Origin of the sequence: Pyramidobacter sp. YE332 (assembly GCF_033060595.1) — a bacterium.
Lineage (GTDB): Bacteria > Synergistota > Synergistia > Synergistales > Dethiosulfovibrionaceae > Pyramidobacter.
This window is the reverse complement of sequence record NZ_CP133038.1, coordinates 1,383,848-1,399,774: the sequence shown is the minus strand read 5'-3', so window position 1 is coordinate 1,399,774 and position 15,927 is coordinate 1,383,848. Positions and strand designations below refer to the sequence as shown.

General features: G+C 61.3%; 15 protein-coding genes. 14 read left to right on the top strand and 1 reads right to left on the bottom strand.

From position 1 onward, the window contains the following. Window positions 1-6: 6 nt before the first annotated feature. The 10 genes from RAH42_RS06560 (at window position 7) to RAH42_RS06515 (ending at window position 11,582) form a co-directional block, all read left to right on the top strand. Window positions 7-762 (top strand): YebC/PmpR family DNA-binding transcriptional regulator, encoded by a 756-nt coding sequence (locus tag RAH42_RS06560; protein ID WP_078016816.1) that lies wholly within the window; start codon window positions 7-9, stop codon window positions 760-762. Next, complete coding sequence (ruvC, locus tag RAH42_RS06555) at window positions 746-1,264, top strand: crossover junction endodeoxyribonuclease RuvC (protein WP_078016815.1); 519 nt, start codon at window positions 746-748, stop codon at window positions 1,262-1,264. Before RAH42_RS06560 ends, ruvC begins: the two co-directional genes overlap by 17 nt. Before the next feature lie 6 nt (window positions 1,265-1,270). Continuing rightward, window positions 1,271-1,882, top strand: coding sequence for a Holliday junction branch migration protein RuvA (gene ruvA, locus RAH42_RS06550; protein ID WP_078016814.1), 612 nt, complete (start codon window positions 1,271-1,273; stop codon window positions 1,880-1,882). An 11-nt stretch (window positions 1,883-1,893) separates the two neighbouring features. Continuing rightward, window positions 1,894-2,937, top strand: coding sequence for a Holliday junction branch migration DNA helicase RuvB (gene ruvB, locus RAH42_RS06545; RefSeq protein WP_120372001.1), 1,044 nt, complete (start codon window positions 1,894-1,896; stop codon window positions 2,935-2,937). Beyond that, window positions 2,873-4,348: a SpoIID/LytB domain-containing protein gene (locus tag RAH42_RS06540; RefSeq protein ID WP_317539076.1), complete on the top strand. Its 1,476-nt coding sequence runs from the start codon at window positions 2,873-2,875 to the stop codon at window positions 4,346-4,348. Before ruvB ends, RAH42_RS06540 begins: the two co-directional genes overlap by 65 nt. Before the next feature lie 44 nt (window positions 4,349-4,392). Further along, entirely contained in the window at window positions 4,393-5,442 is a 1,050-nt protein-coding gene (gene queA / locus RAH42_RS06535; RefSeq protein WP_317539075.1) for a tRNA preQ1(34) S-adenosylmethionine ribosyltransferase-isomerase QueA, read from the top strand. A gap of 14 nt (window positions 5,443-5,456) precedes the next feature. Continuing rightward, window positions 5,457-6,449, top strand: a complete 993-nt coding sequence (mltG, locus tag RAH42_RS06530) for an endolytic transglycosylase MltG (RefSeq protein WP_317539074.1) — start codon at window positions 5,457-5,459, stop codon at window positions 6,447-6,449. 32 nt (window positions 6,450-6,481) lie between these two features. Beyond that, window positions 6,482-7,615, top strand: coding sequence for a GTPase (locus RAH42_RS06525; RefSeq protein ID WP_317539073.1), 1,134 nt, complete (start codon window positions 6,482-6,484; stop codon window positions 7,613-7,615). Next, on the top strand, window positions 7,615-8,970 hold the full coding sequence (locus RAH42_RS06520) for a TldD/PmbA family protein (protein ID WP_078016808.1): 1,356 nt from the start codon (window positions 7,615-7,617) through the stop codon (window positions 8,968-8,970). Before RAH42_RS06525 ends, RAH42_RS06520 begins: the two co-directional genes overlap by 1 nt. Before the next feature lie 62 nt (window positions 8,971-9,032). After that, entirely contained in the window at window positions 9,033-11,582 is a 2,550-nt protein-coding gene (locus RAH42_RS06515) for a DNA translocase FtsK (protein WP_317540231.1), read from the top strand. 176 nt (window positions 11,583-11,758) lie between these two features. On the opposite strand, the gene rpmB is transcribed toward RAH42_RS06515, so the two are convergent. Then, window positions 11,759-11,953, bottom strand: a complete 195-nt coding sequence (gene rpmB / locus RAH42_RS06510; protein ID WP_040550057.1) for a 50S ribosomal protein L28 — start codon at window positions 11,951-11,953, stop codon at window positions 11,759-11,761. Window positions 11,954-12,104: 151 nt separating this feature from the next. On the opposite strand from rpmB, the gene xseB reads away from it, so the two are divergent. Genes xseB through RAH42_RS06490 form a run of 4 tightly spaced genes read left to right on the top strand, consistent with a single transcriptional unit; the run spans window position 12,105 to window position 15,845 of the window. Next, entirely contained in the window at window positions 12,105-12,329 is a 225-nt protein-coding gene (gene xseB, locus RAH42_RS06505) for an exodeoxyribonuclease VII small subunit (protein WP_078016806.1), read from the top strand. Beyond that, entirely contained in the window at window positions 12,319-13,212 is an 894-nt protein-coding gene (locus RAH42_RS06500) for a farnesyl diphosphate synthase (protein ID WP_317540230.1), read from the top strand. Before xseB ends, RAH42_RS06500 begins: the two co-directional genes overlap by 11 nt. Window position 13,213: 1 nt before the next feature. Beyond that, the gene (dxs, locus tag RAH42_RS06495; protein ID WP_317540229.1) at window positions 13,214-15,052 is read left to right on the top strand and encodes a 1-deoxy-D-xylulose-5-phosphate synthase; all 1,839 of its coding nucleotides are present in this window, start codon (window positions 13,214-13,216) and stop codon (window positions 15,050-15,052) included. Beyond that, entirely contained in the window at window positions 15,033-15,845 is an 813-nt protein-coding gene (locus RAH42_RS06490; RefSeq protein WP_317540228.1) for a TlyA family RNA methyltransferase, read from the top strand. The genes dxs and RAH42_RS06490 overlap by 20 nt, the downstream gene beginning before the upstream one ends. Window positions 15,846-15,927: the final 82 nt, after the last annotated feature.

The window sequence follows — 15,927 nt, the reverse complement described above, 5'->3', positions numbered from 1 at the left end:
TTTTGTATGTCAGGGCATTCGAAGTGGGCAAATATCAAGCATCGTAAGGCTGCGCAGGATTCCAAAAAAGGAAACGAGCGCCAGAAGCTGATCAAGATGATCATCATCGCGGCCAAGGAGGGCGGCGGCGATCCCGGCATGAACGTGCGCCTCAAGGCGGCGCTCGACCGCGCGCGGGCGGCCAGCGTCCCCAACGACACGATCACCAGGGCCATCAAACGCGGCACCGGCGAGCTCGAGGGCGTTTCCTACGAGGAACTGACGTACGAGGGCTACGGCATCGACGGCGTGGCCATCATCTGCGAGTCGTTGACGGACAACCGCAACCGTACCACGCCCGAGATCCGCGCCATTCTCGAACGCAACGGCGGTTCCATGGGGACGGCCGGCAGCGTGGCCTGGAACTTCGAGCGCAAGGGCAGCATCGCCATCGAGGGGGCGGTCGACGAGGATCAGCTGATGGAAGATGCCATCGACGCCGGCGCGGATGACGTGGCCGTCAATGAGGAGGGCGCCACGGTGACGACCGATCCTTCAGCCATGATGGAGGTTCGCGAAGCGCTTGAAAAGAAGGGCTATAAGGTCACCGACGCCGAAAATGTCTTCGTCCCCAAGACGACCGTGACAATCGGCGACGTGGAAAAAGCCCGCAAGATGCTCAAGCTCTTCGATCTGCTCGACAGCCACGACGACGTTCAGAACGTCTACGCGAACTTTGAATTTACCGACGAGGTGAACGAGGCCATTGCCAACGACGACTAAGGGGCTTGTCTGTCTGGGGATCGACCCGGGCATCGGCCGCCTCGGATACGGCTTTGTGTGCCAATCGGGAAGCTCCTATCGGGCGCTGGCCTACGGGTGTCTTGAGACGCCTCCCCATCAGGATACGTCAGTGAGAATTAAAGCGTTGTATGACGGTGTGAGGGAGCAGATTGAAAACTGCTCCCCTCATTTTATGTCCGTCGAGAGACTCTATTTCGGACAGAACCGCACGACTGCCGAAGCGGTGTGGCAGGTTCGGGGGGCCATACTGTTGCTGGGAGCGCAATATCATCTGCCGGTTGTCGAACCCAAACCGTCGGAAGTGAAGCTGACGGTCTGCGGCGATGGCACGGCGGAAAAACGTCAGGTACAGCTCATGATCCAGCAGCTTCTGAACCTGCCGGAAATCCCCCGTCCCGACGACACGGCCGATGCGCTCGGTATCGCTCTGGCCGGCCTGGCGATCGTCCGCAGTCCGCAGTATGCCTATGGAAGGAGATAGCCGGCCATGCTTGCCAGCATCAGAGGAAAGGTCGTAGAAAGGTCCGAATTTGCAGCCGTCGTCGAGTGCAACGGCTTTGGCGTGGAGGTCCTTTTGACGCGCCAGGCGGCGGAACGATGCGAACTCGGAGCGCAGGTATTTCTTTACACCCTGCTGCAGATCGGCGACGCCGGCGTGGCTCTTTACGGTTTTGCCGACGATACCGAACGCCGGACGTTCAAACTGATGATTCTGACCAAGGGCGTGGGCGGCAAGGCGGCCATTTCCATCCTTCAGTATCTTTCCCCTGCGGAGATCGTCGCGGCCGTGGAGCAGAACGACATCAGGCTGCTTACTTCGGTGCCGGGAATTGGCAAAAAAACGGCCGAACGCATTTGTTTCGAACTTTCTGACCGCATTCATAAAAAAGGCTTTATCCAGCTGACGGGCGAACTGCACGGTGCGCCTGCCGGCGATCGGCAGGCGGCCGCCGGCGTGCTCGACGCTCTTGAATCCCTGGGATTCGACCGCGCCTCGGCCGTGCGCGCCTACAAGTCGGTTGTGGCTGAACAGGGAGAGTCTCTTGGCGAAAGCGAGGCCATTATGAGCTGCCTTCGCATCCTTCAGCCCCGCAAGTGAGGTGATGCGTTTTGGACAAAGAAAACATTCATCGCGGTTTCGATCTGCCCCCGCTCGAAGAGCTCAAAGAGCGGGAAGACGAGAGGGGCCTTCGCCCCCTCCAGTTATCCGATTTCAACGGCCAGACGGAGATAAAATCCAAGCTGGAAGTCTATATCCAGGCCGCGAAGAAGCGCGAAGAAGCGCTGGACCACGTCCTCTTTTACGGGCCTCCCGGCTTGGGAAAGACGACCCTGGCCGGCATCATCGCCCATGAAATGGACAGCGAGCTGCGAGTGACGACGGGGCCGGCGCTGGAGAAGCCCGGCGATCTCGCGGCGATCCTCTCGAACCTTCAGGATCACGACGTGCTGTTCATCGACGAGATCCACCGCATGTCCACGACGATCGAAGAAGTGCTGTACTCCGCCATGGAGGACTTCACGCTGCACATCATCGTCGGCAAGGGGCCTCTGGCGCGCAGCATCTGCCTGAACCTGCCGCACTTCACGCTGGTGGGGGCCACGACCCGCCTGGGGCTGCTCAGCGCGCCGCTGCGCGCGCGGTTTGGCATCGTCGAGCAGCTGCGGCTCTATACGGCGGAGGAACTGTGCGTCATTCTCGACCGCGGCGCGGGCGTGATGAACATGAAAGTGGAGCCCGACGCCTGCCGCGCGATCGCCAGCCGTTCGCGCGGGACGCCGCGGATCGCCCTGAGGCTGCTACGCCGCGTCCGCGACTTCGCCGAGGTGGCCGGCGTGCCGACCGTCGAAGCCGCTCTGGCGGCGCGGGCGATGGATACGCTCGGCCTTGACGGACTGGGGCTGGACGACGGCGACCGCAAAATACTCGACGCCATCGTCAGCCTTTTCGACGGCGGTCCCGTGGGGCTTTCGACCCTTGCCGCCGCGCTGAACGAAGAACCTCAGACGATCGAAGACATCTACGAGCCCTATCTGATTCAAAAGGGCATGATCGAACGCACCCCTCGAGGGAGGAAAGCAACGGAAAATGCGTACCGTTATCTTGGCAAGACGCCGCCTCAGGCGGCGCCGGATCAACTGGAACTGCTGTAAAAAGATCGCTCTCGCCGTGTTTTTTTTCTCGCTGTGCCTGTGCCTTTCGGCTGAGGCTCAGGCGCGCTGGATTCGCGTGGGGCTCATGACCGCGCCTTCCGCGCCGATTTCCGGACGCAGCTTGAGCGGCAGGGATGGCGGCGGCCGCCGCTTTTCGTTGCCGGCGAGTTTCAGCGCTCACGCGCGCGGATCGAACGTCGTCATTCAGGGAAAAAGTTATGCTTCTCCTGTGATCGTGAGCTCGCCGCATCAGATCCGCTGCGGCAAAGTCAGCTATGAAGGCGAGCTGGTGCTGCGGGCCCGCGGCGGGCAGGTCACGGTGATCAACCGTCTTGACGTTGAAAAATACCTTCGCGGCGTCCTCGGCTACGAGATCAATCCGCAATGGGCCATGGAAGTCCTCAAGGCGCAGGCGGTAATCTCCAGGACCTACGCGCTGGCGCAGATGGGACGTCACGAAGCCAGCGGTTATGACGTCTGCACGACCGATCATTGTCAGGTCTATCGAGGCACGAACGTGCTCCACGCTTCGACGGACCGCGCGATCGCGCAGACCCGCGGCCAAGTTTTGACGTACAGGGGCGATTTGGCGCACACCTTTTTCTGTTCCGACAGCGGCGGCGCCACCGCTGATGTCGGCGACGTGTGGGGCAAACGCGTCCCCTATCTGGTCGTTCGCAAAGAACCCTTTCCCTCCGGATCTCCCAAGGCTCGCTGGGAGGCCTCTCTGTCGGCGGGCGAGATCCAGAACGCTCTCGCCAAAAAAGGCAAAAGCGTGGGAACGGTGTCGCAGATCGCCATCGAGCGGCGGGACGCTGCCGGGCGCGCGGCGGCGCTGAGATTTACGGGTTCTGCGGGAAGCTCCGTGCTCAGCAGCGCGGCTTTTCGCACCCTGATCGGCGCGAAAAAAGTGCGTAGCACGTTCTTTGAGTTTTCTCCCGAAGGCCCGCGTGCGACCGACGTGCCCGATCCCGTTCAGCGTCGCGAAGCGCCCCGGACCGCGAGAAAAATCGCCTTTGACCCAACGCCTCTGACGACGGCTGAAGACGCGCAGCTCAAGGCGCTGATCGAGCAAAAGAAATTCAACGTCGACGAACGCCTGGACATGATCCTCTATCCCGAGCGGCGCCGGAATTACCTGTATAAAGCTTTAGGCGTTGAGGCGCCGGCAATGGAGCGGAAACGAGAACCGCTCGAACAGCCGGCGGAGACGGCGAAGCGCATTCCGAATCCGGCCCGGACGGCAGTTTCCGCCAGCCTCGCCGGCGGCAGCGTCACATTGTATGGGCGCGGCTGGGGGCACGGCGTCGGCCTCTCGCAGTGGGGAGCCAAGGCCATGGCGGATCGAGGCTGGTCGGCGGAAAAAATACTTGAGTTTTATTATCCCGGCACGGCAATCCAAAAGAGATGAAGAGATAACGTACGGCAAACCTTTACAGGAGTGACTTTTTGTCAATGACGCAGAGGGACTTTTTCGACATCAATACCTATGATTATGAACTTCCGCCCGAGCTGATCGCGCAAAAACCGGCGGACCCCCGCGACCGTTGCCGCCTTCTGACCGTACGCCGCGCGGACGGGAAGCTGTTTCACCAGCATTTCCACGATGTTCTCCAATGGCTTCGCCCCGGCGATGTCCTTGTGCGCAACGACACGCGCGTTATGGCCGCGCGCGTCGGAGGCGTGAAGGTCAACGGCAGCGCCCAGGTGGAGGTCCTTCTGCTGCGTCCGGAGGACGACGGCGAAAAATGCTGGGAGGCTCTGGTTCGCCCCGGCCGCAAGCTGCCCGAGGGATCGCGGGTGCGCCTTGACGGCGACGTCGTGGTCACAATCGACGCCGTCAAAAGCGAAGACGGCGTGCGCCGCGTCGTTTTCCCCGCCGACTGCGATGTGCGCGCTCTGGCCGAGGCAAACGGCTCGATGCCGCTGCCCCCTTATATTCATGAGCGCTCGTCGCGCCCCGAGGATTATCAGACCGTTTATGCGAAGGATCCCCGTTCTGCGGCGGCGCCGACGGCCGGCCTCCATTTTACTCGAGAGCTGCTTCGGAAAGTCGCCAAGCGCGGCGTGACGATCGCCGACATTACGCTCGAAGTCGGGCTGGGAACGTTCCGCCCCGTCAAAACGGAGGATATTCGAAGGCATCATATGCATGCCGAACACTGCGTGATCCCGCAGGATGCCTATGACAAGATCGTCATGGCCAAGAAGAACGGCGGGCGCGTCGTCGCCCTCGGCACGACCGTGGTGAGGACGCTCGAAGGCATGGCCGCCGCCTCTGGGGGGCTTCATCCGGGCGTGCTGGAAACGGAGCTGTTCATCTATCCTGGGTTCGAATACAAGGTCGTGGACGCGCTGATCACGAATTTTCATCTTCCCAAGAGCACGTTGGTGATGCTGGTTGCGGCCTTTGCGGGCTATGACCTGACCATGAAAGCGTACGCCGAAGCGGTGAAGGAACGATATCGCTTCTTTTCGTTCGGGGACGCCATGATGATCGTATAAAGGCAGGCGCCGCGATGAAAAAAATCCTTGCAGTCCTTGCGCTCGCTTTTGTCGGCGCCGCCGCCGTGTATCGCTGGAAGCCTTCGCAGTGGAAAGACGTCTTCGTCATGCCGTTCCATAAGAACGAAAAGACGGCTCAGCTCTTCCTGAAAGAGGGAGAATCTCTGCGCCACTTCGCACAAAGGATCGCCGAAGAGGACCTCGTTGCCGACCGCCGCAATCTGCTGTACTGGCTCGGCAGGAAAGGCGCCGATCGTTCGCTTCGCGCCGGGGGGTATCACATATCTTCCGGCCCTTCCTGGTATGTCGCTGAACAGCTGAGCAGCAGCGCGCCTTCGTACTTCAGCGCGATCATCGTTCCCGGCGCGCTGCCGCAAAAGCCTTTTTCGCTGGGGAGCGACGAAGCGCAGAAAGCGGCCCTGAATGACCTCGACAACTTCCCCGCGGCCATGCGCCGCATTTTGCCCGACGCCGCCGAAGGACGCGCCGCGTTCCTTTTGCCCGAGACCTATTCCCTGACGGAGGCATCTCTGCCGGAGCTTGTCAGACAGGCGTCGGCGGCGTGGTATGCCCGTTTCGGCGCGCTTCTGAACGATAAGGACAACGCTTTGCGGACGGCGGTGATCGCCTCTCTGCTGCAGCGCGAAGCGCAGATCGACAGCGAATACCCTGTGATCGCCGGAGTCATCGAGAACCGGCTGGCTCAGAACATGCTGCTGCAGATCGATGCCAGCGTCGTCTACGCGTGGTATCTTCAGAAAGGCGAAACGCTGAAGCGCGTGCTGTTCAAGCATCTCGAAGTGGATTCGCCGTACAATACCTATAAGAGCGCGGGGCTCCCGCCGCTTCCTGTCTGCGTTCCTTCGCCCCAAGCCTGGGAAAGCGCGTTGGCACCTGAGAAGAACGATTTTCTCTACTATGTGGCCCGCGGCGACGGAAGCCATCGTTTTGCCAAAACAGAAGCCGAACACCAGAAGAACGTGTTGCTCTATCGCAAAAGCAAATAAATTCGTGGGAACAGAAGAAGGAGACGCTTCCGATGGAAGAAAAGAAACGTTGTCCCGGCTGCGGAGCCGTTTTTCAGAGCGTTGACGAGAATCTCCCCGGCTATCTTGTGCCGGGCAAGAATCCCGACGAAGGCGTGCTTTGCAAACGCTGCTTTCAAATGAAGCATTACGGCGTTTATCGCAAGGCGCTGCTCGCTGACCCGGGGATCCAAAAGGATATCAGGGCCCGCGCGCTGGGCGCCGCCGCCCTGTTTCTTGTCCTTGACGTGAGTCGTCCGGAGATTTCCCTGCCCGATCTCGACTGGGCGGAAAGCATGAAAAAGCCTGTCTTTGTTATCGCCAACAAAATCGACCTGCTCGAACCGTGGACGACCCGCAAAGACGTGCTGCAGTGGCTGTCGGAACGCACGGGCGTCCGTCAGGAACAGATTCTCCTGGTCTCGGCGCAGAACCGCGGCGATATGGCCGAACTGCGACGGCACATCGAGGAGACGTTCGACGCCGACGACCGGCTCCTTTTTGCCGGCGCCGCCAATGTCGGCAAGAGCACGCTCCTCGGCGCGCTTTTGAAGAATGAAGTGCCGACGGTGTCCCGTCTGCCCGGCACGACCGTGGGACTGACGGAATACCGGATGGCGAACGGTCCCGTTCTGGTGGACGCTCCCGGCTTGAAGGGGGAGGATCCCTTCGTTCCCGTGCTCTGTCCTGATTGCCTTGCCGCTCTTTCGCCGAAAAAAGTTTTTCAGAGCAGCATCGAGGTGCTGAAAACCGGTCAAACCGTTTTTTGGGGCGGCTTGGCGCAGCTTACAGTTGCGGATGCGGGCGAGCGCGGCTGGGTCCGCTTGGGGATTTTCGCTCCTGACAGCGTCACGATCCATCGCACCCGCGAAGAACGCATCGACGGCCTGATGAAGGATCATGTCGGCGAATTGCTGGTGCCGCCGTGCCGCAAGTGCGCGGCGAAACTGCGGACGCAGAGCTGGCGTGAAGAAGAGTTCCGGATCCGCCCCGAAGAAGATCTGGTCGTCCCCGGCATCGGCTGGGTCGCGCTGTACAGCGGCGCTTGTACGGCGAAGCTGCGCGCCCCCGCGTTCGTGAAGGGAGTCCGGCGTCCCTGGCTCATTCCCTCGCCGGCGCGGCGGCTGCAGGGGAAGAAAAAATATTAATGGCCGCTTTGGAGGACTGCAGGCAGTTTTTGAGCGCTCTGCCCGGTATTGATGGGGGCGATCTGTACTTTCAGCGCTCCGCGTCGCGCAGTTTGTCCTACAGTGACGGAAAAGTCGAAGAGGTTTCCAGCTCTTCGTCCGCTGGCTGTTCCGCCCGTTTGCTGAAAGGCAGGAGTTCGGCTTTTGCCGTGGTTTCCGGCGTCGAACGCGGCGGCGCGGCGCGGGCTCTTGCAGAGGCGGCCCGCATCGCTTCGGTCAAAAGCGGGAAAGTTCCCGCAATGAATTTTCCGATTGACCGCGTGCAGGCGTTCTTTCCGGAGAACGTGGATTTTTTCGGTGAAACTGACCGGTGCCTGCGGGCAGAGTGCGGCTGGATCAGGCAGATCACGCTGTCCTGTTCCGCAAACGCGCGCCGGTACGTCGTCGTTTCACCGGAAGGAAGCCGTGCCGGGGAAGTGGAACATTGTTCTTTTGCCGCCGAGGTGATCGTGGAACGCAATGGACGTCTGGAAAGCGGCTATGACGCTTTTTCCCTGTCCGGAGACGCCCGTGAGTTCTTTCGAGAGCTTTCCGCGAACAACGTGGCTCGCAGAGCTCTTCGGGAGGCTTTGCTCAACCTTGAAGCGGTGGAGTGTCCGACGGGCGCCATGCCGGTGCTTTTATCCGACGAAGCCGGCGGCACCATTGTCCATGAGGCCTGCGGGCATGGAATGGAAGCCGATCTCGCGTTCGAGGAACAGTCGTCCTTTGCGGGAAAAATCGGCAGACAGGTCGCGGCGGAGGACGTGACGGTCGTTGACGACGCGTCGATCCCCGGACTCTACGGTTCTTTTGCCTGCGACGACGAAGGGACGCCCTCCCGGCGGACGGTCCTTATCGAGCGGGGAATTCTGAAAAACTACCTGACGGACAAACGATGTGCGCGCTTGTATGGCCTGCCCCTGACCGGCAACGGGCGGCGCTCGTCCTATGCCGGCCTGCCGATGCCGCGTATGAGCAACACCTTTGTGGCCGAAGGGACCCGCGAGCAGGGCGAGATGATCCAGAGCGTTCCCCGTGGGATCTTCGTCTGCCGCATGGGCGGCGGCGAAGTCAACACGACGACGGGGGAATTCGTTTTCGACGTCACGCAGGGCTCTCTGATCGAAGACGGGAAAATAACGCGCCCGGTCAAGGGCGCTTCGCTGATCGGCCGCGGCATCGACGCGCTGATGGGGATCCGCGCCGTCGGCAAAAGGCTCCACATGGAGCCGGGAATGTGCGAAAAGGAGGGACAAAGCCTCCCTGTCACAGACGGACAGCCATCGTTGCTGATCGATGGGCTTGTCGTCGGAGGGACGGCCGCTGATAGATGAGTTCGAAAAATCGCTTTAAATCGCGTCGGCGCGCCACAAAAACTCAGTCTGCACGTGGCAGGATGGCCAAGCGCGGTTTTGAATTCGGCGCGCTGTTCCGTCTGTGTCAGATTTTTCTGGCGGCGATCCTGCTGTATGTCACGGCCTCGTTGTTCACCAAAGGCGCCGGCGTGCTGGGTAAGGACATGGCGAGCTGCCTGCTGCGGCTGGCGGGCGGCGGTCTTGTGCTGCTGCTGTTGCATTTTTTCTACGGCCTTTTTTGTTCTTTGCTGTACCGTCAGGTTCATTCCGTCTTCAGCCAGTGGATGGGGACGTTTTGTCTTTACGGCGCCGTCACTCTGTTCCTGGGAATGCTTCGGCGCATCGGAGCGGGCGAAAATATCGGACTTCTCAGTCCCGGTATTCTGGGGAACGTCTCTTCTCAGGTGCTGCCCCGTTTTATCGGCGTGATCGGGACAATGCTGACGGGGCTGTGTCTTGTCGGACTGGCGGCATTCAATTATGGACATCTCAACGCTGCTCGTGTTGCCTGGCTCCGCGAGCGTTTGTCGTTCGTTCACATGCCGCGCTGGCGCCGCGAAAAAGCGTCCCAGGCCCCCGCTTCTGCGCAGGCCGAGGGGGAAGCCGCGCCGGCGGTGCAGGGTGAGGCCGAAACGGCGCGACCGGAAGAAAGTATCCCCGAAGAGGCGTTGCCCAGCGAAGAAGCCGAGGCTGCCGAGGCCGCCGTTTCTGAAACGGAAAGCCCGCCCCAAAGCGGCGGCGCCGGAAAAACAGGCTTCTGGGGCTCGCTGGGCGCTGCCGTGAAGGCGCTGTTCGGTCACGGCAGGAAGGAACGCGAAAACGGCGAGATCATCGACGAGTATGCCGAGCAATACGCCGACGAGCAGGGAGAGAACGCCGAAAGCGAAGATTACGGCGATTATTTTGCCAACGCGCCCCAGTCCGACCGCTATGGCCATGAAGCGGCGGAGGCGCGGGAAGATGAACTTTCCGATACGAATGGCGAAAGAGCGTCCGCCGCCGTCACTTCCGGGGAATCCGGAAGCGCTGGCGAAGCGGAAAGCGCCTTTGCAGCGGCCGGTTCCGTGCCGATCAGCAAAAAGCCTTCCGTGGAAGTGGAACCGTCGGGAGATCTGGTCGGGACGGAGAACGTTCAGTTCTGCGCGGGACGCCCGATTCCCGCGGGAAGTTTCCCGCCGCCGCTCGATCTGCTCGGACCGCATCGGGACATCAAAGAGGTCATCGACGATCAGCAGGCGCAGGAAAACGGACAGAAAGTGATCTTGTCTCTTGCCGATTTCGGCGTTTCCGCGGAACTGAAGCGCACGATCATCGGCCCGACGGTCGTGCAGTATCAGATCCAATTGGCTCCGGGCATCAAGGTCAGCAAGGTGATGGCTCTCGGCAACGACATTGCCGTGGCGCTGGGCGTCTCCTCGATCCGAGTGGAAGCGCCGATCATCGGCACCTCGTATGTGGGCATCGAACTGCCGAACGTCAATCGCCGTTCCGTGCCGCTGCGCCAGATTCTGGAAAGCGAAGTTTTCCAGAAAACGAAACTCAAGCTGCCGCTGCCGCTGGGGCAGACGGTGGACGGGCGCATCCTCATCTCCGGTTTGGAAGACCTGCCGCATCTGCTGATCGCCGGAACGACGGGGTCGGGCAAGAGCATTTTCGTCAATAACTGCATCGTCTCTCTGTGCTATCACAACACGCCCGCGGAGCTGCGCTTCATCATGGTCGATCCGAAGCGGGTCGAGATGGGCATCTACGAGTCGCTGCCGCATATTCTCGCCAAACCCATCGTCTCGGCGACGGGGGCCGTGCACGCTCTGGCCTGGGCCGTGCGCGAGATGGAGCGGCGCTACGACGTCTGCTATCAGGCAAAGGTCAAGGATATCTTTTCGTACAACAGTAAAGTTCTTCCCAAGGATCGTCTGCCTCATATCGTGATTATCGTGGACGAGCTGGCCGATCTGATGATGACGGCTCAGAAAGAAGTGGAAGACTGCATCATGAGTCTGGCGCAGAAAGCGCGCGCCTCCGGAATCCATCTGATGCTGGCGACGCAGCGCCCCTCCGTCAACGTGCTGACCGGAACTATCAAGGCGAACATCCCGGCGCGAGTGTCTTTCGCGCTGCCGTCGGCGGTCGACTCGAAAACCATTCTGGACAAGTCCGGCGCGCAGAATCTGCTGGGCAAGGGCGACATGCTCTTTGTCAGCACCAAGACGCCGCATCCGCTGCGGATCCAGTCGCCGTTCCTGGACGAACAGACGAACATCAGGGTGGTCGAATATCTGCGCAACACTTTCGGCGATCCCGAATACGTCGATCTGGAAGAGGCAAGTGACGAAAAGGGCGGGACTTCTTCCGACTTTCTTGAAGACAGCCGCCTTGAGGAAGCCATCAAGATCGTGCTCAGCACCGGCGTGGCTTCGTCGAGCGGTCTGCAGCGCCAGATGCGCGTCGGTTTTACCCGCGCCGCCCGCATGGTCGATACGATGGAGTCCATGGGCATCGTCGGACCGCAGCATGGCGGCAAGCCCCGGGAAATCTTGGTGGACGAGGCGGAAGCTTTGGAGATTCTCGAGCAGCTCCGCGGCGAATAGAAAAAAATGACGGTGAAAAAGTTTGCGCCCATCGGGCGCAGACTTTTTCACCGCCATGGCAGGAGCCGGGGATAAAAAAAGAGGCCCCTTTCGGGCCTCTCGGCGTGTCCGTTCTACCGGAAAAGTTCCGGCTGAAATCATTGGCAGCACAAGGAACGGCGGCTTGTCCGTTTTGATTAGAGCGCTCTCTTGACTTTTCCGGAACGAAGGCAACGGGAGCAGATGCGCATTCTCTTCGCTTCGCCGCCGCCAAGGTCCACGCGGACGGAGAAAAGGTTGAGCAGCCAGCGTCTGCGAGTTCTGCGATGAGAGTGGCTCAGCTGATTTCCCGTCGCAGGACCGCGACCACAGCAGTCACATACCTGGGACATTTAAAGCAGCCTCCTTTGTGTAGTGTTCAGTAACAACCAGTGAATTTTAACACAGGTACGGCCATTAAGGCAAATGGTTTCAGAGGTCTGGATATTTTTTTAAGAAGAACATTCTCTCTCTCTGCGGGGAGCTTTGATTGGAGTCGTGAAGATGGACTATTCAGCAAAAATCGGACGCCTTGAAGAAATCTTGAAAAACATGGAGCGTACGGCGATGCCGCTTGAGCAAACGCTGGCGCTCTATGAAGAAGGGCAGAAGCTCGTGGCCGAGTGCCGCCGGTTCCTTGCCGAAGCGGAGGGGAAGGTCAAGAAGCTGGAGGACGACGGGACGTTGAGCGACTTTGACCGGCAGGAAGAAGACGAAAATGGACTTTAAAGAAGAACTGAGCCGCCGCTCGGCTTTTTTCGAAAGGTCGCTGCGGACTTTTTGCGAAGAGGAGCGTCGTCGCATTCCGGCGCGGCTGCGCGAGGCCATGAATTATTCTCTGTTGGCGGGCGGCAAGCGCCTGCGCCCGGTTTTGTGCATGGCCGGAGCGGAGATCATGGGAGGAAAAGCCGAAAGCGTTGTGCCGATGGCGACGGCGTTCGAGATGGCGCACACCGCGTCCTTGATTCACGACGACCTGCCCTGCATGGACAACGACACGCTGCGCCGCGGCAAGCCGACGAACCATGTCGTTTACGGCGAATCCCTGGCGCTGCTGGCCGGTGACGCGCTGTTTCTTGACGCGTTCGAGACCGCGCTCGACGGTCTGTCGAAAAACGGCGCCGAACCGCAGCGCTGCGTCCGGGCTCTCGCTCTTTTCGCGCAGGCGCTCGGCCCGGAAGGGATCTGCGGCGGCCAGGTGCTCGACACGGATCGCGCCAGCCAGACAAACGACCAGAGTTTTGTCATGGACATCGCTTCGATGAAGACGATGGTGCTGATCCGCGCCTCGTTGTGCGCAGGCGCCATCTTGGCGGGGGCGGACGGCGCGCTTTTGCAGCGGCTCATGAAGTATGGAGAGAACGTCGGGCTGGCGTTTCAGATCGCCGACGACCTCCTCGACTGCACCGGTTCGCAGGCTGCGATGGGAAAGACGCTCGGCAAAGACGAAGCGCAGGGCAAACGCACGTTCGTGCGCGCCTACGGTCTCGACGGTGCCCGCGCGCTGCTTCATGAGAGGACGCTGGACGCCGAAAGGCAGCTGGAGCCGTTCGGGGAAAAGGGCGCGTTCCTGCGGAGTCTGGCCGCCTATCTGGAGCACAGGTCGAATTGACATGGCGCTGCTGGACGACATCAAGGGACCGGAAGACGTAAAAAAGCTCCCCGAGAAGGAGCTTCCCGGACTGATCGGCGAAGTTCGTTCCCGCATCGTCGACGTCACGCTGAAAAACGGCGGCCATCTGGCTTCTTCTCTGGGAGCCGTGGAACTGATCGTGGCGCTGCTGCGGGTCTTCGATCCGCGGCGCGACCGCGTCGTGTTCGACGTGGGGCACCAGGCCTATGCGTGGAAGATCCTGACGGGGCGCAACGCCCGTTTCGAGACGTTGCGGACGGAGGGCGGCATCAGCGGCTTTCCGAAAATGAGCGAAAGCCCGTACGACCACTTCGGCGTCGGACACAGCAGCACCTCGCTCTCGGCGGCCCTGGGATACGCGGTCGCGCGCGACCTGCGCGGCGAAAAGCATCACGTCGTCGCCGTCGTCGGCGACGGCGCGCTGATCAACGGCGAGTCCTTCGAAGCGTTGAATCACGCCGGTTCCCTCGACAATCCCGTGATCTTCATCCTCAACGACAACGCCATGTCGATCAGCCCGCGCGTGGGCGGCATGGCGCTGCATCTGGCGAGGCTGTCCACTTCCGCGCTGTACAAGGGCACGAAAAACGTCGTGAAGAGCTTTTGCCGAAAGGCGTTCCGCACCGACCGGGTCTACCGGCGTTTGGAGCGGATGAAGAACGCCGTCAAAAAAGCGCTGAGCCGCGGCAACCTTTTCAGCGACATGGGGCTGACGTACTGGGGCCCGTTTGACGGACACGACGAACAGGAACTCGAGCGCGTCTTCGCTTTGGCGAAAAATTACGACGGTCCCCTGCTGATCCACGTGCTCACGGAAAAAGGCAAAGGGTACGCGCCGGCCGAAGAAAATCCCGTCGCCTATCACGGCGTCGCCGCCGCGCGGAAAGCTCCCGCGAGTTCGGCGAGCTGGAGCAGGGCGGCGGCTGCGTGCATCGAAGATCTGGCGGAAAAAGACCCCCGCGTCACGATCCTGACCCCGGCCATGACGGAAGGATGCGCGCTGAATCGTCTCCGCGCCGTTTTCCCGCGGCGTTTTTTCGACGTGGGCATCGCCGAAGAACATATGCTCACGTTCGCCGCGGGACAGGCGGCCGGCGGCCTCAGGCCGATCGCCTGCATCTATTCGACGTTTTTGCAGCGGGCGATGGACCAGCTGGTGCACGACATCTGTCTGCAGCGTCTGCCGGTGATCCTGGCCGTGGACCGCGCCGGACTGGTGGGCGAGGACGGCGAGACGCATCAGGGACTGTTCGACATGAACTGGGCCAGCGCCATCCCCAATCTGAAAGTCTGGGCGCCTTACGACGGCCGTTCGCTGAAGGCCGCCTTCGAGAGCGCGGCGCGCTGCGAAGGCCCGTCGCTGATCCGCTATCCGCGCGGCAGCGCCGTGGAACGGCTGACGCCGGCCGACGCTTTCGAGACGGCAGATTTCGCCTTCGTGAATCGAAACAGCTCATGGTGCGTCGCTGCGGCCGGATCGGCCTGCCAGATCGCTCGCCGGGCGGCCGAACTGGTTGACGAACGCGGCGGCGAAGCGCCCGACCTGCTTTATCTGAACCGCGTTTCTCCGCTGCCGGAAGAGGCGCTGGCGCGGCTGGACGGAAAAAAACTCCTCGTCACGGCCGAAGAAGCGTATGAGCGCGGCGGGCTGGGCGAGCACCTGTCTTTGTTCTGCGCAGAGCGCGGTCTGCAGTGTGCCGTGCGGGCGGCGGCGCTGCCGGCGGCCTTCGTCGCGCCGGGCACGCCGGAGCAGCAACGCAAGCGTCTTGGCCTGACGCCCGAAAGGATCGTGGAGTTCTATGAGCGCCAGATGCGTTAAAAAACGACTTGACCTGCGCCTGGTCGACGAAGGGCTGGCCGATTCCGTTCGGGCGGCCGGCGCGCTGATCATGGCCGGGGAGGTCCTGATCGACGGTCAACCGGCGTCCAGCGCCGGACAGCCGGTGAAGGACGCCGCCGTCGTGCGCCTGAAAAGCGGTTCCGGCGGCTGGGTCAGCCGCGGCGCCCACAAACTGCTGACGGCGATCGAGCGTTTCCATCTGAAGCTGGACGGCCGCGTGTGCCTCGACGTCGGCGCTTCGACCGGCGGTTTCACTCAGGTGATGCTCAAACATGGCGCGGCGAAAGTCTACGCCGTCGACGTCGGCTACGGACTGCTGGACTGGAGCCTGCGCACCGATCCGCGGGTGGTGGTGATGGAGCGCCGGAACGCCCGTTCCCTGACGGGGGAGATGTTTTCGCCGCCGCCGGATTTTGCCTGCAGCGACGCCTCGTTCATATCGCTGCGCCTGCTGTTGAATCCGCTGGCGGCGTCGACGTCGGCGGACGCCGAAGCCGTGGTGCTGGTCAAGCCGCAGTTCGAAGTCCGCCGCGAGGAAGTCGGCGAGGGCGGCGTGGTCCGTTCCGCGGACGTTCATTGCGGCGTGCTGGAAGATCTGTCGGCGTTCATCGGCGGCGAGACGCCGTGGGGACTCGCGGGGGCGGCCTGGTCGGCGATCAAGGGCCCCAAAGGCAACATCGAATTCCTGTTTCATTTGAAAAAAAACGTCGCCTCGGTGGCAGTGGATTTTCATGAGCTGGTGCGCATGAGCCACGAAGCCCTCGCCGAATGAGCTGAACTTTTAAGGCGTCGGAGGAAACTGCGTCTTGTTTCCTTCGGCGCCTTTTTGTTGTTTTGTTGCGGAAATCGCCGCC

Excerpts from the sequence above, each read along its gene's own strand:
- RAH42_RS06560 (WP_078016816.1), top strand. The coding sequence starts at position 7 with ATGTCAGGGCATTCGAAGTGGGCAAATATCAAGCATCGTAAGGCTGCG.
- ruvA (WP_078016814.1), top strand. The coding sequence starts at position 1,271 with ATGCTTGCCAGCATCAGAGGAAAGGTCGTAGAAAGGTCCGAATTTGCA.
- RAH42_RS06540 (WP_317539076.1), top strand. The coding sequence starts at position 2,873 with ATGCGTACCGTTATCTTGGCAAGACGCCGCCTCAGGCGGCGCCGGATC.
- queA (WP_317539075.1), top strand. The coding sequence starts at position 4,393 with ATGACGCAGAGGGACTTTTTCGACATCAATACCTATGATTATGAACTT.
- mltG (WP_317539074.1), top strand. The coding sequence starts at position 5,457 with ATGAAAAAAATCCTTGCAGTCCTTGCGCTCGCTTTTGTCGGCGCCGCC.
- RAH42_RS06525 (WP_317539073.1), top strand. The coding sequence starts at position 6,482 with ATGGAAGAAAAGAAACGTTGTCCCGGCTGCGGAGCCGTTTTTCAGAGC.
- RAH42_RS06520 (WP_078016808.1), top strand. The coding sequence starts at position 7,615 with ATGGCCGCTTTGGAGGACTGCAGGCAGTTTTTGAGCGCTCTGCCCGGT.
- RAH42_RS06515 (WP_317540231.1), top strand. The coding sequence starts at position 9,033 with ATGGCCAAGCGCGGTTTTGAATTCGGCGCGCTGTTCCGTCTGTGTCAG.
- rpmB (WP_040550057.1), bottom strand. The coding sequence starts at position 11,953 with ATGTCCCAGGTATGTGACTGCTGTGGTCGCGGTCCTGCGACGGGAAAT.
- xseB (WP_078016806.1), top strand. The coding sequence starts at position 12,105 with ATGGACTATTCAGCAAAAATCGGACGCCTTGAAGAAATCTTGAAAAAC.
- RAH42_RS06500 (WP_317540230.1), top strand. The coding sequence starts at position 12,319 with ATGGACTTTAAAGAAGAACTGAGCCGCCGCTCGGCTTTTTTCGAAAGG.
- dxs (WP_317540229.1), top strand. The coding sequence starts at position 13,214 with ATGGCGCTGCTGGACGACATCAAGGGACCGGAAGACGTAAAAAAGCTC.
- RAH42_RS06490 (WP_317540228.1), top strand. The coding sequence starts at position 15,033 with ATGAGCGCCAGATGCGTTAAAAAACGACTTGACCTGCGCCTGGTCGAC.